General features: G+C 61.9%; 21 protein-coding genes. 9 read left to right on the forward strand and 12 right to left on the reverse strand.

Translation table 11 applies throughout. From position 1 onward, the window contains the following. Positions 1–27: 27 nt before the first annotated feature. From G3O01_RS37520 to G3O01_RS37540, 5 genes are all read left to right on the forward strand, one after another. Positions 28–906 carry a nitrilase-related carbon-nitrogen hydrolase gene (locus G3O01_RS37520; protein WP_205812087.1) on the forward strand — a complete coding sequence of 293 codons (879 nt, stop codon included), beginning with the start codon at positions 28–30 and terminating at the stop codon, positions 904–906. 12 nt (positions 907–918) lie between these two features. Next, positions 919–2109 (forward strand): acyl-CoA dehydrogenase, encoded by a 1191-nt coding sequence (locus G3O01_RS37525; RefSeq protein ID WP_205812089.1) that lies wholly within the window; start codon positions 919–921, stop codon positions 2107–2109. Positions 2110–2127: 18 nt separating this feature from the next. Then, positions 2128–3753: a long-chain fatty acid--CoA ligase gene (locus tag G3O01_RS37530; protein ID WP_241024610.1), complete on the forward strand. Its 1626-nt coding sequence runs from the start codon at positions 2128–2130 to the stop codon at positions 3751–3753. A gap of 2 nt (positions 3754–3755) precedes the next feature. Further along, positions 3756–4556, forward strand: a complete 801-nt coding sequence (locus G3O01_RS37535; protein WP_205812091.1) for a crotonase/enoyl-CoA hydratase family protein — start codon at positions 3756–3758, stop codon at positions 4554–4556. Positions 4557–4629: 73 nt separating this feature from the next. Then, positions 4630–5685 carry a GlxA family transcriptional regulator gene (locus tag G3O01_RS37540; RefSeq protein ID WP_241024611.1) on the forward strand — a complete coding sequence of 352 codons (1056 nt, stop codon included), beginning with the start codon at positions 4630–4632 and terminating at the stop codon, positions 5683–5685. A 1-nt stretch (position 5686) separates the two neighbouring features. Here G3O01_RS37540 and G3O01_RS37545 read toward each other — a convergent pair whose 3' ends face one another. The 7 genes from G3O01_RS37545 to G3O01_RS37575 form a co-directional block, all read right to left on the reverse strand. After that, a complete protein-coding gene (locus G3O01_RS37545; protein WP_205812095.1) occupies positions 5687–6760 on the reverse strand; it encodes a glycosyltransferase family 4 protein in 1074 nt (357 codons plus the stop codon). A 74-nt stretch (positions 6761–6834) separates the two neighbouring features. Further along, positions 6835–7752, reverse strand: coding sequence for a glycosyltransferase family 9 protein (locus G3O01_RS37550; protein WP_205812097.1), 918 nt, complete (start codon positions 7750–7752; stop codon positions 6835–6837). 1 nt (position 7753) lies between these two features. Further along, positions 7754–8656 (reverse strand): glycosyltransferase family 9 protein, encoded by a 903-nt coding sequence (locus tag G3O01_RS37555; protein WP_205812099.1) that lies wholly within the window; start codon positions 8654–8656, stop codon positions 7754–7756. Between the two features lie 213 nt (positions 8657–8869). Continuing rightward, positions 8870–9724, reverse strand: a complete 855-nt coding sequence (locus G3O01_RS37560; RefSeq protein ID WP_205812101.1) for a hypothetical protein — start codon at positions 9722–9724, stop codon at positions 8870–8872. 108 nt (positions 9725–9832) lie between these two features. Continuing rightward, the gene (locus G3O01_RS37565) at positions 9833–12085 is read right to left on the reverse strand and encodes an LPS-assembly protein LptD (protein WP_241024619.1); all 2253 of its coding nucleotides are present in this window, start codon (positions 12083–12085) and stop codon (positions 9833–9835) included. A gap of 140 nt (positions 12086–12225) precedes the next feature. Further along, the gene (locus G3O01_RS37570; RefSeq protein ID WP_205812103.1) at positions 12226–12630 is read right to left on the reverse strand and encodes a hypothetical protein; all 405 of its coding nucleotides are present in this window, start codon (positions 12628–12630) and stop codon (positions 12226–12228) included. Next, positions 12623–12835 carry a hypothetical protein gene (locus tag G3O01_RS37575; RefSeq protein ID WP_346779251.1) on the reverse strand — a complete coding sequence of 71 codons (213 nt, stop codon included), beginning with the start codon at positions 12833–12835 and terminating at the stop codon, positions 12623–12625. Before G3O01_RS37575 ends, G3O01_RS37570 begins: the two co-directional genes overlap by 8 nt. A gap of 233 nt (positions 12836–13068) precedes the next feature. On the opposite strand from G3O01_RS37575, the gene bamA reads away from it, so the two are divergent. After that, positions 13069–15378, forward strand: coding sequence for an outer membrane protein assembly factor BamA (gene bamA, locus G3O01_RS37580; protein WP_205812110.1), 2310 nt, complete (start codon positions 13069–13071; stop codon positions 15376–15378). A gap of 758 nt (positions 15379–16136) precedes the next feature. On the opposite strand, the gene G3O01_RS37585 is transcribed toward bamA, so the two are convergent. Beyond that, a complete protein-coding gene (locus tag G3O01_RS37585; RefSeq protein ID WP_205812117.1) occupies positions 16137–16955 on the reverse strand; it encodes a response regulator transcription factor in 819 nt (272 codons plus the stop codon). Positions 16956–17211: 256 nt separating this feature from the next. Between G3O01_RS37585 and G3O01_RS37590 the strand changes: the two genes are divergently transcribed. Further along, complete coding sequence (locus G3O01_RS37590; protein ID WP_241024612.1) at positions 17212–18747, forward strand: ATP-binding protein; 1536 nt, start codon at positions 17212–17214, stop codon at positions 18745–18747. Continuing rightward, positions 18740–19483, forward strand: a complete 744-nt coding sequence (locus G3O01_RS37595) for a response regulator (RefSeq protein ID WP_205812121.1) — start codon at positions 18740–18742, stop codon at positions 19481–19483. Before G3O01_RS37590 ends, G3O01_RS37595 begins: the two co-directional genes overlap by 8 nt. 23 nt (positions 19484–19506) lie before the next feature. Here G3O01_RS37595 and G3O01_RS37600 read toward each other — a convergent pair whose 3' ends face one another. The 3 genes from G3O01_RS37600 to G3O01_RS37610 form a co-directional block, all read right to left on the reverse strand. Then, positions 19507–19758, reverse strand: coding sequence for an H-NS family nucleoid-associated regulatory protein (locus G3O01_RS37600; RefSeq protein ID WP_205812123.1), 252 nt, complete (start codon positions 19756–19758; stop codon positions 19507–19509). A gap of 81 nt (positions 19759–19839) precedes the next feature. Beyond that, positions 19840–20070 (reverse strand): hypothetical protein, encoded by a 231-nt coding sequence (locus G3O01_RS37605; protein WP_205812125.1) that lies wholly within the window; start codon positions 20068–20070, stop codon positions 19840–19842. Between the two features lie 243 nt (positions 20071–20313). Then, on the reverse strand, positions 20314–21123 hold the full coding sequence (locus G3O01_RS37610; protein ID WP_205812127.1) for a hypothetical protein: 810 nt from the start codon (positions 21121–21123) through the stop codon (positions 20314–20316). Between the two features lie 99 nt (positions 21124–21222). Between G3O01_RS37610 and G3O01_RS37615 the strand changes: the two genes are divergently transcribed. Further along, positions 21223–21564 (forward strand): XRE family transcriptional regulator, encoded by a 342-nt coding sequence (locus G3O01_RS37615; RefSeq protein WP_205812129.1) that lies wholly within the window; start codon positions 21223–21225, stop codon positions 21562–21564. A gap of 94 nt (positions 21565–21658) precedes the next feature. Here G3O01_RS37615 and G3O01_RS37620 read toward each other — a convergent pair. Next, a partial coding sequence (locus G3O01_RS37620; protein WP_205812130.1) for an acyl-CoA dehydrogenase C-terminal domain-containing protein occupies positions 21659–21882 on the reverse strand: 224 nt, incomplete at its 5' end.

Genomic DNA, 21882 nt, shown 5'->3' on the forward strand with positions numbered 1-21882 from the left:
ACCCCGGCCAACCTGAGAGACAAGACTATGCCTTCCCCTTCTTTCGACACGGCACGCAACAGCACGCTGAAAGTGGCCGCTGCGCAGATCGACAGCTCGTATGGCGACATCGACGCGAATCTCGCGAAGCATCTGCGCATGATCGACGAAGCACGCAGACAGGGCGTGTCGATGCTGCTCTTCCCGGAACTGTCGCTATGCGGCCATAGCGCCGGAAAAGACGCCTTGCGGCTCGCGATGCGGCTCGATCATCACGCGCTGGCCGCGCTCGCTGAAGCCAGCGTCGATATGCACACGTCGTTCGGTTTCATCGAAGAAGCATCCGGCGGCCAGTTCTACAACAGCCAGGCGACGGTGATGCGCGGGCGGATCGTGCATGTGCATCGCAAGGTGCAGCTCGCGACCTACGGCAAGCTGCGCGACGGCCTCTATTACGCGCCGGGCGCGCAACTCGGCGCATTCGATATCGACAGCCGCTGGCGCGTTGCTACGCCCATCTGCAACGATCTATGGAATCCGGGCCTCGTGCACGATCTCATGTGCGACGGTGTCACATTACTCGCCGCGCCCATCAGTTCGGCGCGCGAAGCGGTCGGCGGCGGATTCGACAATCCGTCGTCATGGGAACTCAATCTGCGCTTCTATGCGGTGACGTACGGCGTCCCCGTCGTCATGACGAACCGCGTCGGCACGGAAGGCATGCTCGGCTTCTGGGGCGGCTCGCGCATTCTCGATCCGTTCGGCAACACCATCGCGACGGGTTCGAACACCGGCGAAGAACTGGTGACCGGCGAACTCGACTATGCAGCGCTGCGCGAAGCGCGCTTTCTGCTGCCGACCGTACGCGATGCACGCGTATTCGCCGAGCGCGGCATCCGCGTCACGCGCCAATCCATTCAGAACTGAGCCACGCACGTCATGCAAGACTTTCTCCTTACCGATGAAGACCGCGCGTTTCGCCGCGAAGTGCGCGCGTTTTTGCAGCGCGAACTCGCGCCGCGCGCCGCCGATATCGAAGACCGTCAGGACTGGGACGCTGTCCGGCACGTGGTGCGCGCGCTCGGCGAAGCGGGCTATCTGCGGCTCATGTTCGCGGACCTCTATCGCGGCCCGCTCAGCAAGCCCGGACTCACGCACGCGACGATCCTGTCCGAAGAAGCCTCCACGATCAACTACGCGTTCGAGACCACCATCGCCACGGCATTGAGCTGCGCGTATCCGCTGCATCGCCATGCCAGCGCGAAGGTGCGCGACACGTACCTCGAACCGATTCTGGATGGTCGCGCGATTGGCGCGATCTGCGTGACTGAGCCCGGCACGGGCAGCGATTCGGCCGACATGCAAACCCGCGTCGAATACGACGCGCGCACGAACGAATGGGTGATCAACGGCTTCAAACGCTATATCTCGAACGCGTCGGTGGCGGACGTGTATATCGCGTACGGCATCACGCCGCGCGAAGACGGCAAGAAACCCGGCATCACCGCCGTTGCCGTGCCGAAGGACGCGCGCGGCATCAGCTTTCCGCGCAACTACACGTTCATGGGGCGGCGCGGCTGCATCGTCGGCGAAGTGAAGTTCGACGATTGCCGCGTGAGCGCCGATCATCTGCTCGGCGAAGCGGGCGATGGCTTCGGGATCATGCGCGGCATGTTCAATTTCGAGCGCGCGATTCTCGGCGGCTCGGGTCTCGGCGTTGCGCGCAGCGCGTTCACGATTGCCCGCGAGCATGCGCAAAGCCGCAGGACCTTCGGCCAGTTGCTCGGCTGCAAGCAGCTTATCTGGGACAAGATCGCGCAGATGAGCTGGCGCATCGACGCCGCCGAACTCATCACCTATCGCGCGACGAAGATGTACGACGCGGGCATCGACGGCAAGCCGCTGATGAAGGAAGCCGCGATGGCCAAGCTCGTCGCGACGGAGACCGCGAACTTCTGCGTCAACGAAACCGTGCAGATACTCGGCGGCGACGGGCTGACGAAAGAATACGGCCGCGCCGAACAGCTCTATCGCGACGCGCGCGCGCTGACCATTGTCGGCGGCACGTCGGAAATGGCGAAGTATCTGATCGCTTCGCGCGATCTGCCCGACCTCAAGATCAACCTCTGAACGTATTCCATTTCCATCATGCTGACCATCACCTCGCTGTTCGAAAACACGGTCGCGAAGTATCCCGACCGGCTCGCGCTGGTCTGCGGCGGCACGCGCTACACGTACGCGCAATGGGACGTGCGCGTGCGCGGCCTCGCGCAGGCGCTGTTCGATCTCGGCGTGCGCCAGACCGACCGCGTAGCGATCTTCCAGAAGACCTCCGATGCAACCGCGACCGCGTATCTCGCGTGCCAGTTGCTCGGCGCGATTGCCGTGCCGATGAACTATCGTCTGTCCGCGAACGAAGCGGCGTTCATTCTTCGCGATGCCGGCGCACGCGCGTTGATCTATGACGACACGATGTTGCCCGTCGTCGCGAAGATCGAGCACGCGCTGCCCGACTTGCGCATCTATGTGTGCGTGACGGGACACGGCGAAGAATCCGCCGATGCCAGCGCGCCGCTGCATCATCACGACTTCGACGCACTGATCGACAGCACGCGCCATCGCGATGCACCGCTGCCCACGCTCTCATCCGACGACATCTCCGCACTCGTCTACACGTCGGGCACGACAGGCCGCCCGAAAGGCGCGATCCATACGCACGGCAACGACGTCGCCATCGCCAGCAACTGCGTGATGGAGTACAGCCTGACGAGCACCGATTCCGCGCTACATATCGCGCCGCTGTATCACGTCGGCGGCATGCAGGCGTATTTCATTCCGCATCTGATGGTGGGCGCGGCCAATATCGTGCTGCCGCGCTACGACCCGCAGCGCACGCTTGCGGCGATCGCGCAGCATCGGATCACGACACTCTTTGCCGTGCCGACGCAGATTCAGGACATGCTGTTTCATCCCGCATTCGCACAGACGGATCACAGCAGCCTGCGCATGATTACGACGGGCGGCGCCGCAATTCCCGCCGCGACCATGCAACGCGTGATCGACGAATTCTGCGCGAACATCTACAACGGTTACGGGATGACGGAGGCGAGTCTGACGCTGCTGCTGCATCCGCGCGACGCGCTCTCGCGGCTTGGCTCATGCGGCAAGCCGACCCTGATCAGCACATGCCGCATCGTCACGAACGACCCGGAGCGCGCGGTGCCGGCAACGGAGTGCGTCGCGCCGGGCGAAGTTGGCCAATTGATCGTGCGCGGTCCGCAACTGGCGCGCGCCTACTGGAACAATCCGGTCGAAACCGCGAAGAAATTCCGCGACGGCTGGCTCTATACAGGCGATCTTTTTAGCGTCGACGCAGGCGGCTATTTCCACTTTCACGGCCGTGCCGACGACATGATCGTCTCCGGCGGCGAAAACATCTATCCACGCGAAGTCGAAGAGGTGCTGTATCACTGCCCCGGTGTTCAGGAAGCTGCCGTGATCGGTGTGCCCGATGCGAAGTGGGGCCAGGCCGTGACGGCCTTCGTCGTGCGCAGCGACGCGAAATTGTCGGAAGACGCGATCATCGCGTTCTGCAAGGCGAGCGACGATCTTGCACCGTACAAGCGGCCGAAGAAAGTGTTGTTCGTCGACAGGCTGCCGCTCAATCCGAGCGGCAAGGTGCTGCGGCGCGAACTGGCGGCGTGGGTGACACACGAACAGGCACACGAACAGGCCCACGAACAAGTGCACGATCAATTGCGAACGGGAACGTAATCATGAATGAACCGGTACTGTATGAACTGAATGAGGGCGTCGCGATCATCACGCTGAACCGCCCGGAAACGCGTAACGCGCTGACGGAAATGGAAGTGGTCGATGCACTCGTCGCGAGCCTCGAACGCGCGCAAGCCGACATAAACGTGCGCGCCATCGTGCTGACGGGCGCGGGCCCCGCGTTCTCATCGGGTGGCAATATCAAGCACATGCGCGACGAGGTCGGCACGTTCGGCGGCAACTCGGCGCAGATACGCGAGAACTATCGGCGCGGCATCCAGCGCATTCCGCGCGCGTTTCATGAACTCGATGTGCCCTGCATCGCCGCGGTCAACGGACCGGCGCACGGCGCGGGCTGCGACCTCGCGCTGATGTGCGATATCCGCATCGCCGCGCAAAGCGCGCTCTTCGCCGAGAGTTTCGCGAAGGTCGGCATCATTCCCGGCGATGGCGGTGCGTGGCTGCTGCCGCGCGTGGTGGGCCTGTCGCGCGCGGCGGAGATGATCTTCACGGGCACGCCGATCGACGCCCAATGCGCGCTCGACTGGGGTCTCGTGTCGCGTGTCGTGCCCGACACCGAACTGCTGCCCACCGCGCTCGAACTCGCGCAGCGCATCGCGAGCAATCCGCCCAACGTGCTGCGTATGAGCAAGCGCCTGATCCGCGAAGGTCAGCGGATGGACCTGCCGAGCCTGCTCGAACTGTCGGCGGCCTTTCAGGGGATCGTGCATCGCACGGCGGATCATCGCGAGGCGATCGCCGCGACCTTCGAGAAACGCACGCCGCACTACTCGGGCGGCTGACATCGCACGATGCGATGGACCCGCGCAACGCGATATGCGACAGTCCACCTACTCAGGCTAATGCAGCATGGACATGCGCAGGAAGATCAAGGAGACGCCGGAGCTTGCGGCCGCGCTTCATCTGGAGCGGCGCGCCGCGGGCGCAGCAGTCGCAGACAGCGTGGCGGACGAACGCCCCGTCGTCACGCAGCGCATCGGCTTTTTTCTGGTGCCGAACTTCTCGATGATGGCGCTCAGTTCGGCCACCGAGCCGCTGCGCGCCGCCAACCGGATGAGCGGCAAACCGCTGTACAGCTGGCATCTGATCAGCGCCGACGGCGAGCCGGTGTCGTCCAGTTCGGGGTTTTCGCTGTTGCCTGAAGCGGCAATGACATCGTCGATTGCTGTCGATCAACTGTTCGTCGTGGCGAGTATCGGCGTCGAGAATTACCGCAGCGAACCGGTGTTCGACTTTCTGCGCCGCTATGCTGCAAGCGGCAAGCCGCTCGGCGGCATCAGCCTCGGCACGATGATCCTCGCGCGCGCGGGACTGCTCGACAAGCGCCGCTGCACGATCCATTGGGAAGCGCTGAAGGCGCTCGCCGACGAGTTTCCGTCGTTGACGGTCACACGCGACCTCTATTGCATCGACGGCGACCGGCTTACCTGCGGCGGCGGCACGGCCGCGATCGACCTGGTACTCGACATGATCGCCCGGGCGCACAGCCATCGGCTCGCTGCCGATGTCGCCGACCAGTTCCTGCACACGCGTATCCGCGCATCGCAGGAGAGTCAGAAAATGGCGATCCAGTGGCGTTACGGCATCGAAGACCGCCGTATCGTCAATGCGATCACACTGATGGAACAGAACATCGAACGGCCGGTGCCCGTGCAGACGCTCGCCTCGCTGGTCGGCATTTCACCGCGCCAGTTCGAACGTATGTGGCTACGGCACTTCAATATGGGACCGTCGCAGTTCTATCTCGACTTGCGTCTGAAAGCCGCGCAAAAACTGCTGCACGAATCGACGTCGTCTATCTTCGACATCGCCATGCAGTGCGGTTTTGCCAGCGCTTCGCATCTCGGGCGCTGCTATCGCAAGACCTTTCACATCACGCCGGGACAGGAAAGAGCTTCCAGGGCGAAGTAAGCTATCCGCGCGATGCGCCCACCTGATCCGCCAGCGCCAGCAGATCCGCCACATGACGCGCGATGCACGGGTCGTACAGCACCGCATCGCGCGCGAAAGCCGGCTGCGAACGCGGCGCTTCCTGTGCGCTGCGTACGGCGTCCGTGAGCACGCGGCGCAGACTGTCTACATCGTTCGGCGCAAATACGAGCCTGGCCTGCGGTGCGATCACATCGTGACAGCCGATATTCGACGACAGGATCACAGGCGTGCCGCACATCACCGATTCCACGCCGACAAGACCGAACGGCTCGTAGCTCGACGCGAGAATCGTGTAGTCCGCCGCGCGGTAGCCGTCTTCCATCGCGTTCACGTAGCCGATGTAGCGCAGCCGCTTCGACGTGCGCTCGGGTGGCCTTCCGGCCACCGCGACCACAACGGGCAGATCGAGATCGCGCAATGCCGCTTCGATCAGCGGCAAACCCTTGCGCTCGTGACTGCTCGACGGAAACAGCAGCACGATTTCATCGTCGGCGAAACCGATGCGCTTGCGCAATGCGCGCCGCTCGTCGTCGGCGACGGGCGAAAAGCGGCCATTGTCGACGGGCGGATACAGCACGCGGATCTTCGCGTCATCAACGCCATACAGCTCGCGCAACTCTTCGCGCATCTGCGGCGAATGCGCGACCACGAAGCGCGCGCGCCGATACTGGCGGCGCTCCAGCGAGATTTGCCGGCGATCGAAGAACGACGGTGCGCGCCCCGTTGCGCTGAGAAAGCCCAGGTGCGTGCCGCCGCAAATCGCGATTTCCGACGCCTCGACGCGATTGCAGCCGATCAGCACGTCGACCTTCGCGTCGCGCCGCATCGCGCTCAGACGACGCGAGAACCATTCGTCGCGCCACTTGCCGGGCAGGAACGATACATTGATGCGGTGCGGCTCGACGAGCCGGCTTTCGGGCAGCTTCGGATCGAACGCGCGGCCGAACACGGCCAGCTTGATACCCGCCGCGACGAGTCCCCGCGTCACCTCGATCGCATAGCGTTCGAGGCCCCCGCTGTACTTCAGTGCATTGCACGACAATCCGATTTTCATGCTTCTTCTTCGAACTTCACAAATGGCGCCGGCAAGTCATCGCGCTTTCGATGTCAGGACACATCGCGCGTTCTCTAGCCCTGCTCCGCCAATTGCCTGAACACAGCGACAACGCGTCGACACGTCAGCGCCTCGCGCCAGTACTTTTCCTTCAGCCGCGCAGTGGGAATCCATTGCCACGGCAACACGACGCGCACCGTGCCCCATGCGGGCCGCCAGCGCGCAGCGGCAGCGCGGCGGCGGAACAGGCTGATGGTCGGAATCGACAGGTTCGACGCCAGATGGCCAATGCCCGAGTCGTTGCCGATGAACCAGCCCGATTCGTACACCCAGCACGCAAGCGCGTGCAGATCGTCGAATGCGGGTGCCGCGATGCCGTGCCGTTCCAGTTCTGTCCAGCGCGCGCGCTCGTTCGGCGCGATCACGAAACACACTTCGTAGCCGAGCGCCTGCAGGCGTTTTGCCAGCGCGATGAAGCGCTCACGCGACCAGCGTTTGTCGTCGGTGCTCGCTTCTGGATGAATCACCACGCGATGCCGGTGCCGCCGATGCTTCAGCGTCGCGGGCGCCGTGATGCCGTTGTCCAGCGTGCCGGAAGCAATGCCGAAATATGTGCGGCTGAACCGCGCGAAGCGTTCGGCCATGCAGCCATCCGCGTCGTTGTATTCGATATCGTGCAGATCGATCACATGCGGATGCGCGGCGGAAAGCTGCGCAAAGGGCTGATGACGATGCATCTGCAGCACGGCGTCGAATGTTTCGAGGCGCGTGGCGCACTCCGCTTCACGCGGCAGCGGATGAATCTCGACATGTGGGAACCAGTGGCGCAGCGCGTAGATCGGCGTGCCGAATACGCAAACGTCGATCCCGTGTGCACGCAGGTTCTGCACGATCACCATCGAAACCAGTGAATCGCCGATCGCATTCGACATCACGAACGCAGCGCGCCTGATGGAAGCTACGCGGACACTCTCGGGCAGTTTCGCGTCCACGTCAGGCCACCTCGCGCTGAAGCTGATCGAACGCGCGCAGCACCTGGCGCACCGATAGCGCGTACTTCCAGCACCGCTCCTTGAGCCGGCCAGTGGGCAGCCACGCGCCGCCGACCAGTACCTTGCCCGCGCCCCACCCGGGCCGCCACGTGCGCGCGATGCCGCGGCGCATAAACAGCGACAGCGTCGGCACCTGAAGACACGATGCAAGATGGCCGATGCCCGAATCGTTGCCGATGAACCAGCCGCTTTCGACGATGAACGCGGCGACGTTATCGAGCGTGCCGAGACGCGGCAAACCGATGCCGTGCTTTTGCACATGCTCCCAGGCGCCGCGCTCTTCATCGGTCACGACGAAATGCGGCTCGAAGCCCCGCGCTTTCAACCTGAGCGCGAGGCGCACGAAGCGCTGCGCGAGCCAGCGCTTGTCGGGCGTGCTGGCTGTCGGATGAATCGCCACGCGCAATCGGTGCTTGCGATGAATCAAACCGGCTGGCGCGGCAAGACCATTGTTCGTTTGCGCGTGAGAAAGATGCAGCGACTCGCGGCAGAATTGCGCAAGACGGCCCGCCAGCGCTTCTGTCGAGCGTGCACGAAAGAGGTGCTCCAGTACGATTGCATGCGGATGGCGCTGTGCAAAGCTCGGCACGGGGCGATCGGCGTGAAGCTGGATGACGGTATCGAACGGACGCAGCATGGCGTCGGCTTCGGCTTCGTGCAACGCCGGTTGAATGTCGATGCCGGGAAACCATGCGCGCAGTGCATGCATCTGCTGGCTGAAGACGGTCACTGTCCTGCCGCCCAACTGCAGATTGCGCGCGACGGTCATGAGCAGCAGCGAGTCGCCCAACGCCGGTGAAGTAGTCACCGCTACGCTCAAAGCCGACTCGTTGCCGTGCTGCATGGTTGTTGCTCTCGATAAATGACGTGAACCCGGGATCGCGCCTCGACGAACGCGATCGCAGGGCATTATAGATTTGCGTCTGTCACACAGGATGTGTGCTTTCTTTCCAACTGTTACGCCGAAAGCGTCGCGTATTGCGATGACCTGCGCGGCCGCGATCAAACCGCCTGAAACGCATCAACGCATTACGCAATAAAGAATCAGGAAGCCTTGTCAACCTGTGCGCTTCGCATCGCCGTTGTAGTAACGCAGGTCCGCATCGTACATGAGACGCTTCATGTGCGGCCCGTGCGTGTGCAGATTCGCGGCTTGCAGCCATTCCTTCTTGCCGTGCAGACGATCGAATGGATCGTGATGCGGTGCGTCCGCCGCGCTCGGCCAGTGATGGCAAACGAGGCTCAACGGTTCGCAGACGTCGCGGAAATTCGGGTGCACAGGTTCACGCTCGCTCATACCGAGCACGGCGCGGCGGCCGAAGCGGCGAATCACGCCTTCATACAGCATCTTTTCCAGAATGTCCGTATCGCCAGGTCGCAACGCACGGATGACGTCGAGCATCGCCGGCGTAGTCTTCGCGATGAAGAACTGCGTCGACAGGGAGTTGCGGTCGCGTATGCCGTAACGCAATCCGCAGCGTCTCAACCACGGAGCGAGGCGCGCGCGCAGACGCCGGGCGGTGTGGTGCGAACGGGCCCACTCGGGCACGCGGTCGGTGCTCCACGACGACGCCGCAACGAGCGCATGCGGAGACCTTTCGAGTTTCTCCAGATAGCGCACGATCACGTTCTGGTCGAACACCCACGTATCGGCTTCGAGATGAATCACGTAATCTGCCTTCAGTTTCGTGACGGCTGCCTCAATCGACGCAACGAGCAGATCGTGCGCGCCGCGCGTCAACGGCTTCGGATCGCGCAGCACCAGAATGTCTTCGATGTACCGCGTGTAAGCGGGATCGGCGGAGGCATGCACGACTGGCCACTTGCGCGGCCAGTTGAGCTTGATGATCTCCATCGAAATACGCGCACAATCGGTACGATTGAACGAGGTCAGACAGACGGCGACTTGCATGGCGGTGTGACGTCTTCACGAAGCGTCACATACTGCATCAAATTCCTGTATGAAACACGCGTGTGTGTTCGCGCGTTTCTTACACAATATTTCGTCGATCTCGCGTTGTCATTGATATTCGCTAAAGCGCGACACAGGTGCTTCGTCGGACGGCGTCGACGAGTAGCCGGGCACGTCAGCCTTGAACTGATCCAGCAAACCGCGATCGCCGCGCGACAGGCCTTTCAGTTGCAGTTGCATCAAAACGCGCGTGCCCGTGCTCGGCGACGTGCTCCCTGTCGCGTTCGTGTACTTCTCCGCGGCGAGCGAAAGCGACCAGCATTGCGCGTCGTATTGCAGCCCCAGCAGCCCCGCAATCAGACGGTGCGTGCTCATGTCGTAGTTGACGCGCGCGACGCTCGATATGTTTTTCGCCAACGGCCATTGCCCTGACACAATGAACTGGTTCACCGGCTGAAAATCCAGCGTCGTGTTGGCGCGCGTGTAACGGTACGCAATATTGAGCACATGCGCGGTCGCGGGCGACCACGCCAGTCCGACCGACCCTTGCGTCAGATAGTTGTTCGACTGGCTGTACTGCACCGCGTTTTCCACGTTAATGCCCGCACCGACCTTGAACGAACTGCCCGCAATCAGGCTCGTTCGCGCGACGTTCGCCGTGTCTTCCGTGTCGTAGAGCGTGACGCGCGGCTGACGGATATCGTAGCGCTGCGCAATCACGAAACGCGCGCGTTCGTCGCCCGTGGCGGCGTCGATCAGGCGCGACGTCAGCGCAGCCGTGACGCGGTTTTCATCGGAGACACGGTCGTTGCCGACAAACGCGTTATCGCTGAAGAGTTCGCCGAGGCCGAAGTCCGCTTCCGACGTGTCGAAGAGCGGAACGTAGGTCTGGTTGCGATACGGCGTGTAGACGTAGAAGAGCCGCGGCTCCAGCGTCTGGATATACGAGTTGCCGAAGATGCGTACCGGCCGCTCGAATGTCATCCCCGAATCGAGACTCAAGGTCGGCACATTGACGTTCACATTTCGCGGTTGTCCCGCAGGCGCGTCCGATGCGATCGACGTGAGATCGTACGACGCAAAGTGCCATTTGATCTTCGGTGTGAAGAACCAGCCGGGCCGCACGATCGGATAACTGACGAAAGGATTGAACACGAAACGCGTGCCTTGCGTCGCGTCGTCCGATGAAAGCGTGAAACGCGTGGCGTCCGCCTCGAAACCATAGTCGAAGCCGCCAACGTTATACCGGTTGTAGCGCACATTGAGCTGCGGCTCGCGGTTGTAGGTCGTATCGCTGGAAAAGGACTGCCAGTGCTGCTCGCGCGCGAGCACCGACCACGGCCCGTTGTTGTACGTCAGCCCCGCTTCCTGCTGATACAGCGTGGTCGAACTGGTCGGAAACGCACTGCCCGATCCGAGATCGGTCGACACATTCGCGTCCGACACCCGGTTGTAATTGACGTATGCGGCGAAGCCCGAGCCTATCGTCCAGACGTGGTTCAGGTCGATCGAATAGCGGCGTTCGTGCGTCGTGATGTCGTTGGGCAGGTAGGCGATCGTCAGTGTGCCCGCGGAAGAGTCAGTCAGATACCGGTAGTCCGCGCTCAGCATCTCGCCGCGCTTCGACATGTAACGCGGTGCAATCGTCAGGTCGTAGTTGGGTGCAATGTTGAAGTAGTAAGGGACCGTGATGTCCACGCCGTTCTTCGAACTGATCGACCAGGTCGGCGACAGCAGGCCGCTGCGTCTCGACCCATCGAGCGGGAACGACATCCATGGGCTGGCCAGCAACGGAACGTTCTGAAAGAACAGCACGCCGTTGTACGCGACGCCTTCATTGGCGCCCTGGTCCATCGTGAACTGCGATGCGCGGATGTACCACGCGGGGTTATCGCACGCACAGGTGCTGTACGTGCCGTCTTCGATCTTCGAGCGCTCGTTGTCGAGCAGTTCGGCGCGCTTGCCGCTGCCCCATCCGCCATTCAGATAGAAGCGGTATTTCGGCTGTTCGATGAAGCCTTCGCTCGCATTCACGCGCAGTTCGCTATAGGGCCCGGAAAACACATCGCCCTTCGAGACGATGCTCACGCGGCCATATGCATCGGCTACATCGCGATCGACGTCGTAATGCAGCGCATCGCCTTTCACGACGAAACCATAGCGGCGCAACTCGGCTGAGCCTTTGAGCGAAATGTCGGTGTCGACGGTGCCGGTGACGGAATCGGCCAGTGCATTGGTCGCGGGTTTCTGATCCGGCTGACTGGGTGTTTCGGTGAGTTGCGGCGCGAGGCGCAAGCTCCATGCGTCGGACAGACGCTCGGCGCTCGCTGCGTCGCCCGCCAGCTGCGCGTATGCGGGCATCGGCGCGAGCAGGCAGAAAATCAATGCGGCAATGGGCCTGATCGCAAGGCCCTGGACTTCTCGGCGGAATATCAAAGCGGAATCGTGGCGTCTGATTGACGGGCGGACGCCGGCCCGAATGAAGATGCGTCCCGGGCGTCTTACTGCAACGTCACGGCGTCGTTCCTGACAGGCACGGCATTCGCCCCAACGGACGCGGCGACGCCGCTCAGCGCTTCGATCAGCGGAGCAATCTGCTCGCATGGCAGCGAGAAGGAAATGCCCATATTTCCAGCGAGCCGGAAGCGGATCACAGCCGTCTGCGTACCGTTCAGACGCCCGATCTCCCAGCCATAGCTCTGATACGCAAACGCCGAGTTGCCGTTGCCGTTGATGAGCCGGTCCGAATGCTCGATTGCATTCGGCAGCGCGACGAGCAGATGGTCGAGCACGGAACGGTGAATGGCCGTGGTCGGCTGATTGCCGTGAATCAGCATATAGAGACCGTCTTCCGTCATCTGAAGATCGGTAATCGAATCGACGATATGTGTCGCGTTTTCAGACATGGCGCACCTCGCCCGTGACAGCCAGCATGTCGCCCTCGCGCCGGTGATGGACGCGCGTGTCTTCGATCCACGGCTCGTAAGAAGACGCTCTTGCCATCCAGGCGGAGAAGAGCGGCGATGAACTGGCGCGCAACACAGCAACCAGTACGACGGGATCGATATGTTCGAGCATGGCGAAGGGACCAGAGGTAGGTAGAGTCGGCACGATAACGCCACCTTCACTCTCAACGCGTTACCACGATCCTACCGATTCTTAGCTGCGCCTTTCCACGCTTGCACGCAATCGCCACTACAGCGCACGCCATTGCTCATCACCATGGGCTTTCTTTCACGTAGCAACAAATATTCAGAAAGTTTGGCGTAACCCTGCGCAAGAAGCCCATTCCTATACTCGCGGCTCTCCATAGTCAGGCGCGTGCCGTTCTCAAAAGAGCTTCGATGAAACAAAGAGCATCAACTATCTGCATCGCCAGTGCGATCACGGCGTGCGCCACGACACTCTCGCCTGCAATCGCGCATGCCGACGACTCCGTGATCGTCAAGGACATCCGGCTCGAGGGCCTGAAGCGCATTGAAGCGGGCACGCTGCTCGCCAATCTGCCTATCAAGCGCGGCGACGTCTTCACCGACGACAAGGCATCGCAAGCCGTGCGTGCGATCTACGACACGGGCCTCTTCAACGACGTCAATATATCGCTGGATGGCGATGTCGTGGTGGTGCATGTCGTCGAACGGCCTTCGATTGCCGAGATCGATTTCGCCGGCATTCACGAGTTCGAGAAGGACAATCTGACCAAGGCACTGCGTGCCGTCGGTCTGTCGCGCGGCCGCCCTTTCGACAAGGCGCTGATCGACAAGGCCGAACAGGAACTGAAGCGTCAGTACCTCACGCGCGGCTATTACGCGGCTGAAGTGCAGACCACCACGACGCCTGTGGATAGCGGGCGCGTATCGGTGCTCTTCTCGGTGATCGAAGGTCCGAACGCGAAGATCCGGCAGATCAATTTCATCGGCAATCACGTGTTTTCGGAAAGCACGCTGCGCGACGAAATGGAACTGTCGACGCCGAACTGGTTTTCCTGGTACACGAAGAACGACCTTTATTCGAAAGAGAAGCTCGGCGCCGATCTGGACCGCCTGCGCTCGTATTACCTGAACCGCGGTTATCTGGAGTTCAGGATCGACTCGACACAGGTCTCGCTGACGCCCGACAAGAAGGAGATGTATCTGACGCTCAACGTGCATGAAGGCGAGCCATACACGATCACGGGCATTCGCCTGACGGGCAATCTGCTCGATCGCGAAGCGGAACTGAAGCCGCTTGTCGGCATCAAGCCGGGTGAGAAGTTTTCCGAAGACAGATTGCGCGCGACAACGAAAGCGGTCGTGGATCGACTGGGCGAATACGGCTATGCATTCGCGACCGTCAACGCCGTGCCGCAGATCGACCAGGACAAGCATACCGTCGATCTTTCGCTGCAGGTCGATCCGGGCCGTCGCGTGTATGTTCGGCAAGTGAACGTGGAAGGCAACACGCGCACGCGCGATGAAGTGGTACGACGCGAAATGCGCCAGCTCGAAAGCGCATGGTTCGATTCGAACCGGCTTTCACTTTCTAAAGAGCGCGTAAGCCGCCTCGGCTACTTCACTGACGTCGACGTAACGACGGTGCCGGTTCCCGGTTCGAACGATCAGGTCGATGTCGACGTGAAGGTCACGGAAAAGCCGACGGGCGCGATTACGCTCGGCGCGGGTTTTTCTTCGTCGGACAAGGTGGTGCTCTCCGCGGGCGTGACGCAGGACAACGTGTTCGGCTCGGGCACGAGTCTCGGCGTCAATGTGAATACGGCGAAGACGTATCGCACGCTGTCGGTCACGCAGACGGATCCGTATTTCACCGTAGATGGCATCAAGCGTATTTCCGATGTGTATTACCGCACCAACTATCCGCTGTATTACAGCAATGACGAGAGCTTCCGGATCGTCTCGCTCGGCGCGGACCTGAAGTTCGGTATTCCGTTCTCCGAAGTCGATACCGTCTACTTTGGTATGGGCATCGAACAGGATCGCTTCAATACCGATTCATCCACACCGCAAGCGTATCTCGACTACGTCAAAGAGTTCGGCCGCGTGGTCAATAACGTGCCGCTGACGGCGGCGTGGTCGCGCGATGCGCGTGACAGCGTGCTCGTGCCGAGCCGCGGTTATATGTTGCAGGTCAATGGCGAAGTCGGCACGCCTGCGGGTGAAACCGAGTACTACAAGACTGACGTGCAGAGCCAGTATTACTACTCGTTCGCGCGCGGCTTTATTCTCGGGATGAATTTCCAGGCCGGCTACGGCAATGGTTTTGCGGGCAAGGCGTATCCGATCTTCAAGAACTACTATGCGGGCGGTATCGGTTCGGTGCGTGGTTATGAATCCAGTTCGCTCGGCCCGCGCGATTCGTCGACGGGCGATTCGATTGGTGGCTCGAAGATGGTGGTCGCAAATGTGGAAATGACTTTCCCGCTACCGGGTACCGGTTGGGATCGCACGCTGCGCGTTTTTACTTTCGTCGATGCGGGTAATGTCTGGGGTAACGAAGGGAACAGCACAGGTGCGAATGGCTTGCGGTATAGCTATGGCGCCGGGCTTGAATGGATTTCGCCGATTGGGCCGTTGAAGCTATCTGTTGGATTTCCGATTGTTCGTCATGCGGATGATAAGTATCAGGTTTTCCAGTTTCAGATTGGAACGTCCTTCTGATTTGCTTTTTGCTTTTTTGCTTTTTGCTTTTTTTTCTTTTGCTTTCGCTGGCATCCGCGATTTGCCTTCTTGCTTCATGCGTCGCCCCTGTGCGGGGCGGCACCTACTTTTCTTTGCCGCGGCAAAGAAAAGTAGGCAAAAGAAAGCCGCTAAACACCGCCAGTTCTCGTAATTGCCCACGGGCCCCCAACGCCCCCGTCCTGTCTGCGGCAGTGCTCTTCTCGACGCCCGCTGCCCACGCTCGTATTGAGCGCCTCACCCGCTACACACTCCCGCGTCGCCACACGCGCGATCGCATTGCTCACGTTCTAAAGCGGCAAACTGTGTGTAGGTTGTCGCGGCGGATGCACACCACTCCGGACTGTAAAGCCAGGTCACGGCAGGAAAGCGGGATCGGTGTCGTAAGAGCGCTGACGTGTGAAGTACTGCGGCCGACACACAGTTTGCCACCTGGGCGGCGCAAACCATTCGCTGCCGTTGGCTGCGCTACGGTTGATTGAAGTGGGTGAGGCACCGGTTCAACGCGTTGGCAACGGGCATTGAGTGGGCAGAACGCCGTTTGAAGCGGAGGACCCGTTGGGGGCCCTCAGGCGGAGGTCAAGAACGGGCGGTGTTAGCCCGCTTTCTTTGCTTACTTTCTTTGCGGCGGCAAAGAAAGTAAGTGCCGCCCCGCACAGGGGCGACGCTTGAACGAGGCAAAACATATCGCGGATGCCAGCGAAAGCAAAGGCAAAGGCAAAGGCAAAGGCAAAGGCAAATCACCCACAAATCATCGCGCTATCAAACCGAACACGCTCATCAGCAACAACAGAAGCTGCAACATCGAGCATCCGCACCTGCGCCGCAGGCGAATCAACAACAACACCATTACGCGGCAGCGCATCATCAGGCGCAAACATATATCCTTCGCCGCGCAGGGTCTTGATGTACTGCCGCCCAGTCGGCGACAACTTCAACGCCGCGCGCAGCCGGAACACAACCACATCGAGCCCACGCTCCGTCACACTGCAATGCCGGCGCAGCATATTCAGAATCCGCACGCGAGACAAAACCTTCATCGGATGCGAAGCCAGCACCACCAGCAGCGCAAACTCGGTGCTCCGCAAAGGCACATCCACCCCACCACGCGTAAGCACACGATCCGCAACATCGACTTCGAAATCATCGAACGAAATCGGCTCGCGCTCGACATGCAACGGCACATGCGACGGCGGCCCCGCCCGCAATGCATTGCGCACGCGCGCGATCATTTCACGCGGATCATGCGGATCGACAACGTAATCGTTTGCGCCAAGTTCGAACGCAAGCACCTTGTCGACCACGTCATCGGAACGGCTGACGATAATGATGGGCAGGTCGTAACCGAGCGACCGGATGCGCCGCAACGCGGCGAGACCGTCCACATCGGGCAGGCCGTGACGCATCACGATCAGCGACGGCACTTCCAGTTCGAGGCGCCGCTCGAGCGACTCCGTGTTGTACAGGACGGACATCTCGATCTTGTGCTGCTGCACATGCGCCCGAAACGTGTCGCGGCTCTCCTGATTGGGCTCGACGACGAGCAGATGGATCGTCATGATGTTTCCGTCCTTCTCCCATTTGAACGACGCCCATGATAGAGAGCAACTGTGCAGGCAAGACGGTGAAAATTAAGGAGATTCTGTGGAGATTGCCGAACGGTCGTCCGTGGCCGCGTCCGTCGCGTCAAAATAGCGCCAAAGTGGCATATCGATAGCAACTGGCATGCGTGCGGCGCTCGAGCGCCGGATCCTGCGTGCCGACAGGGAAAAACAGGGTGTCAAACATGAAAGGCGGCTGCCATTGGGGCACGCCATGAGAGTCGGCATTACGTCGAAGCTCTTCGTCGCGATTTCGGCGGCCTGCATTCTCGTGGCCGTCACGATGGGCATTGCCGTGCGCTGGAGTTTCGAGCACGGCTTTCTCGGCTATCTGCAGCGCCAGTCGCAATCGCATTCGTTGCAGCTTCAGCACGAACTCGAAGCCGCGTGGGCCAAACACCGCAGCTGGGATTTCCTCAAGGATCGCGCCGCAGCAGCGGCCGCGATTCCCGAAGCACTCGATGCCGGCGTGCCGCCGCCCGGCCCGCCCGACATGAACGCGCCCCACTACGGCCCGCCGCCTGATGGCGCGCCGGACGATAACGGCGCGCAACCTGGCCCGCCGCCCGAAGACGCCGGCGGCCCGCCCGGCGAGCGCAATATGCAAGACGGGCAGGACAGGCGCGACGGACGCGGACCGGGGCCGCAGGGCAACCGCCATCCGCCATTCCGCGTCTACGACGTGGACATGCACAGTCTGCTGCAAAAAGGCCCGCCGCCGCCGCCCGATGCGCCGCGCCTGCCGCTGACCGTCGACGGCAAGGTGATCGGCTGGCTGGTCGTCGCCGGGCCCGAGGTGATGTTCCATTCCGCCGACCGTCAATTCCAGCAGCAGCAGGTTCGCGCGACGTGGATCATCGTTGGCTTTGCCGCGCTGCTGGCCGCGTGCGTCGCGGTCGTGCTCGCGCGCCTGCTGCTCGCGCCCGTGCGGCGCCTGGTCGCGGCCACGCACCGGCTGGCGAGCGGCGACTATTCGATCCGCGTGCCGGAATCGGGCAGCGACGAACTGCACGATCTCGCCGCCGACTTCAACCGCCTCGCCATCTCGCTCGGCAATGCCGAACGGTCGCGCCGCAATCTGATCGCGGATATTTCGCACGAACTGCGTACACCGCTCGCCGTGCTGCGCGGCGAGCTGGAAGCGATCGAGGACGGCGTGCGAAAGCCCGACCGCACCACGCTCGCGTCGCTGCAGGCGGAAGTCGGACTGCTGAGTCAGTTGATCGACGATCTGTATGAACTGTCGCTCGCGGATATCGGCCAACTGTCGTTCGAGAAGGTGCGGCTCGACGTGGCACCCATCGTCGAGGCGGCCGCCGATTCGTTCAGGGACCGCCTCGCCGACAAGAAAATCGCGCTGGAAACGGAGATCGGCACGGCGAGCGTCATCATGCTGGGCGACCCGTATCGTCTGACGCAGCTGATGAAAAACCTGCTCGAAAACGCGCTGCGCTATACCGATGCGGGCGGCAAGGTGCGCGTAATGGTCGCGAAGCACGAGCACGAAATACGCATCGACGTGCAGGATACGCACCCCGCCGTGCCCGAGCCTTTGCTGCCGCATCTGTTCGACCGGCTGTTTCGCGTCGATGCGTCGCGCAGCCGTCAGAGTGGCGGAGCGGGCCTTGGGCTCGCGCTGTGCAAACATATCGTCAGCCAGCACGGCGGCACGATCGACGCCTTGCGCTCGCCGCTGGGAGGATTGTGGATCGCCGTCCGGTTCGCCACGTTAGAAGCCAAAGATGATTGACTCTTCACTTGCCCGTTCGCCCGCTTCCGTGCTGATCGTCGAAGACGAGCCGAAGCTGTCGGCGCTGCTCACCGACTACCTGCGCGCGGAGAACTTCGACACCCAGGTGATCGAGGATGGCCGCGAGGTGATCGCCTCCGTGCGCGCGCATCCGCCTTCACTGATCCTGCTCGATCTGATGTTGCCGGGACGCGGCGGACTCGAAATCTGCCGTGAATTGCGGACCTTTTCCGATGTGCCCGTGATCATTCTGACTGCGCGCGTCGATGAGATCGACCGGCTGCTGGGTCTCGAACTCGGCGCCGACGACTACGTGTGCAAGCCGTTCAGCCCGCGCGAAGTGGTGGCGCGCGTGAAGGCGATCCTGCGCCGCATCGAGGCGCTGTCAGGCGTGGCGCGCGTGGGCGCGGAGCCGGTATCGGGCGGACTGGCGATCGATCTTGAACGGCACGTCGCGTCGCTCGATGGCAAGGATCTCAATCTCACGCCGATCGAAATCAGGTTGCTCGCGCTGTTGAATTCGACGCCTGGGCGCATCTATTCGCGCGACCATCTGCTACGGCAGCTGTATGACGATCACCGTGTCGTCGCCGACCGCACGGTCGATTCGCATGTGAAGAATTTGCGGCGCAAGCTGCAGAGCGTGCGCCCGGATCACGACATGATCCGTTCGATTTACGGCGTCGGGTATCGGCTGGATGTCGTGCCCGCCGACGACGGCGAACAAGGCGCGTGAAACCTTCGGGCCGGCTTCAGGCTTTAGCAGCGGAAGAAGTCGATGCTCTGGCCCGATGCGACTGCACGGCGCAGCCATTCAGGCAGATCGCCCTGTCCGTCCCAGACATGACCCATGGCATCCTGATAGCGGATGGCCTGCGCACTCTGTTCGTCTTCGGCGAGCGAGCGCTGGAGCGCGTCGACCGTGATGCCGAACTCTTCCATCCGGTGCTGGATCCACGCAATCAGGCGCTCCCGCGCCTGACCGTCGAGTTTTGCGATTGAAGTAGACATTGCTCGTGCGATTCGAAATGCGATTCGTAGCTGGGTGAGATCAGCAATCCATTCGTACGGGCGAAGCGTTGACTGACGGACTCAATTGCGCCGGCGCGCGTCGATTCGAACCACTGAATCGAACAGCGCCTGGGCCCGCGCCAGTTCGTCGAGCGCGCGGTCCAGTTGCGCGACGGCGGCGGCATGCTCGACCGTCGACACACCCTCTTCCGGCTCACCGCGCACGGCACGAAACGCCTGATCGACATTGCGTGTCGCTTCGACAAAACGCTGCGCGGCCTGAGCCTGCCTCGATTGCGTCATCGCCGACATAGGCATTCCTCCATCTGGTTTCAGGTTCGGATATTGAACTTGCGAGAAGCGCCGCATGCCGATGGCTTGTGAGTCACGTCAGCGCTTCACCTCGGATTCGCTGCTGTACGCTGTCGATTTTCGCTCCGCTTTGCGCGAAGCGCCAGGTCTGGATGCAACAACGCACGTATTTTGATGCCGTGCGCCCAACATTCAGGGTTCCCAGGCTTTATGCGTCGAACGCCTTCGCGCAATGCCTGCCTGTCAGAGCGCGAAACTGGTTTGACCCTGCGCCAGTGCCTGCGCGGCGTTGAACGCTGCGATCGCATCGACAGGCGCCACGTCGAACAGATCGCGCGTGAAGCCGCGCACGCGCTCCTGCGACGGCCGCGTGCGCAAGCGCCCGACCAGTTCGATGAAGGCCGCGAAATCGCCGTCGCGCGTCGCTTTGGTCACTTTTACGAAGTCGCGCGCCTTGAGCACGCTGGGTTGCGCGAGGCGCACGAAATACGGCGCTTCGAGTTCGACCGCGAGCGCCACGGGATACCGCTTGCCGCTGAGATCACCCGCGCGCGACGTGCAATCGACGACAGCCGCGCTTTGCGCGGCGCCGAGTGGCTTGCCCGTGCTGACGCTGCGCAGATGTTCAGGATGCACGTACAGACGCGTGCCCATGCTCAGTTCAGTGGGCGACGAGCACACCAGCGCGTAGTGGTGCTCCCTGCGTCGCCCCGACGGCAACACCGTGCGGCTGACGATAAACGCATGCGGCGGAAGCTGCCGCACCTGCCCCGTACTGTCGATCCACGCATTCCACAGCAGCATGTCTTCGCGCTTGCGGCCGCCTTTGCGCGGCCTGGTCGACGCCGGCGAAAACAGCGCGAGCAGCGACCCCGTGCGGTGCGCCGCGATCTGCGCGCTCGTGCCGAGCGACTGACCGACGCCCCACAGAAAGCGCCCGCCGCCCAGCCTGCGCTCCCATTCCTTCTGGAGAACGATGGTGGGGAGTTCCTCGCCGGACTCGGTGCCTGTCTTGGTCCAGCAGAACGTGGGCGGTAGGTGCTTCAGTGTCATCAACTTCCTCGGGACTGCCGTCCGGCTCGCTTGTGAGCGAACCGCCGGCGAAACGAATGGCCATTCAACAAGCGTTAATGTATAGATATAATGCATGGAATGGAAGCCCTGATGAGCGATTTTCCCGTGCAGGATCTGTTGCGCCGGTTAACGGCGGACACGCGCTCGTCCAGCGAAATAGCAAGGCTTTCAGGCGTTAGCCAGCCTACCGTGTCGCGGCTGCGGCTGTCGAAAGGCCGCCGCGTGCGCAGAAGTGCGTCATTCAATAAGCTATGCAGTTTCTACGGCATGGAGGCGCGCCATGTCGGCGTGCGGGCGGCGGGTTACAACGAATTGCTGCGCAATGCGATCGTCGATGCGTGGGACGGCTCGGAAGAGCACGGGCGCGCGTTGCTCGTCGTGATCAAGGGCTTGAAGGGGTTGAGCGCGAAGGTGGAGTAGCGGGCGCTCGAAGGGATGCTGCGGAGGGTTTGAAGCGGACGGGCTTCGCTTGCGGCGAAGCCCGGTTGTGGATGGCGCTGCTCGGTTGACGTGCTTAGAACTGGTCTTCCGACAGGGCGAGGATGCCCTCGCCGCCCTTTGTGCTCGTAATCGATGCTTCCAGCGCTACCGCTTGCGGCAGGATGTGTTCTGCGAAGAACTGCGCGGTGGCGAGTTTCGCGCCGTAGAACGACGGGTCTTGCGCGTGCTTCTGCTGTGCGACGAGCATCGCACGCGCCATCTGCCAGCCGCCTAGCACGATGCCCGCAAGCTTCAGAT

The sequence above is a fragment of the Burkholderia sp. Ac-20365 genome, assembly GCF_017104715.1.
Classification (GTDB): domain Bacteria; phylum Pseudomonadota; class Gammaproteobacteria; order Burkholderiales; family Burkholderiaceae; genus Paraburkholderia.

Bases quoted from the DNA above. Each gene is read 5' to 3' on its own strand.
- G3O01_RS37520 (WP_205812087.1), top strand. From the start codon at position 28: ATGCCTTCCCCTTCTTTCGACACGGCACGCAACAGCACGCTGAAAGTG.
- G3O01_RS37525 (WP_205812089.1), top strand. From the start codon at position 919: ATGCAAGACTTTCTCCTTACCGATGAAGACCGCGCGTTTCGCCGCGAA.
- G3O01_RS37530 (WP_241024610.1), top strand. From the start codon at position 2,128: ATGCTGACCATCACCTCGCTGTTCGAAAACACGGTCGCGAAGTATCCC.
- G3O01_RS37535 (WP_205812091.1), top strand. From the start codon at position 3,756: ATGAATGAACCGGTACTGTATGAACTGAATGAGGGCGTCGCGATCATC.
- G3O01_RS37540 (WP_241024611.1), top strand. From the start codon at position 4,630: ATGCGCAGGAAGATCAAGGAGACGCCGGAGCTTGCGGCCGCGCTTCAT.
- G3O01_RS37545 (WP_205812095.1), bottom strand. From the start codon at position 6,760: ATGAAAATCGGATTGTCGTGCAATGCACTGAAGTACAGCGGGGGCCTC.
- G3O01_RS37555 (WP_205812099.1), bottom strand. From the start codon at position 8,656: ATGCAGCACGGCAACGAGTCGGCTTTGAGCGTAGCGGTGACTACTTCA.
- G3O01_RS37560 (WP_205812101.1), bottom strand. From the start codon at position 9,724: ATGCAAGTCGCCGTCTGTCTGACCTCGTTCAATCGTACCGATTGTGCG.
- G3O01_RS37565 (WP_241024619.1), bottom strand. From the start codon at position 12,085: ATGCCCGCATACGCGCAGCTGGCGGGCGACGCAGCGAGCGCCGAGCGT.
- G3O01_RS37570 (WP_205812103.1), bottom strand. From the start codon at position 12,630: ATGTCTGAAAACGCGACACATATCGTCGATTCGATTACCGATCTTCAG.
- bamA (WP_205812110.1), top strand. From the start codon at position 13,069: ATGAAACAAAGAGCATCAACTATCTGCATCGCCAGTGCGATCACGGCG.
- G3O01_RS37585 (WP_205812117.1), bottom strand. From the start codon at position 16,955: ATGACGATCCATCTGCTCGTCGTCGAGCCCAATCAGGAGAGCCGCGAC.
- G3O01_RS37590 (WP_241024612.1), top strand. From the start codon at position 17,212: ATGAGAGTCGGCATTACGTCGAAGCTCTTCGTCGCGATTTCGGCGGCC.
- G3O01_RS37595 (WP_205812121.1), top strand. From the start codon at position 18,740: ATGATTGACTCTTCACTTGCCCGTTCGCCCGCTTCCGTGCTGATCGTC.
- G3O01_RS37600 (WP_205812123.1), bottom strand. From the start codon at position 19,758: ATGTCTACTTCAATCGCAAAACTCGACGGTCAGGCGCGGGAGCGCCTG.
- G3O01_RS37605 (WP_205812125.1), bottom strand. From the start codon at position 20,070: ATGTCGGCGATGACGCAATCGAGGCAGGCTCAGGCCGCGCAGCGTTTT.
- G3O01_RS37610 (WP_205812127.1), bottom strand. From the start codon at position 21,123: ATGACACTGAAGCACCTACCGCCCACGTTCTGCTGGACCAAGACAGGC.
- G3O01_RS37615 (WP_205812129.1), top strand. From the start codon at position 21,223: ATGGAAGCCCTGATGAGCGATTTTCCCGTGCAGGATCTGTTGCGCCGG.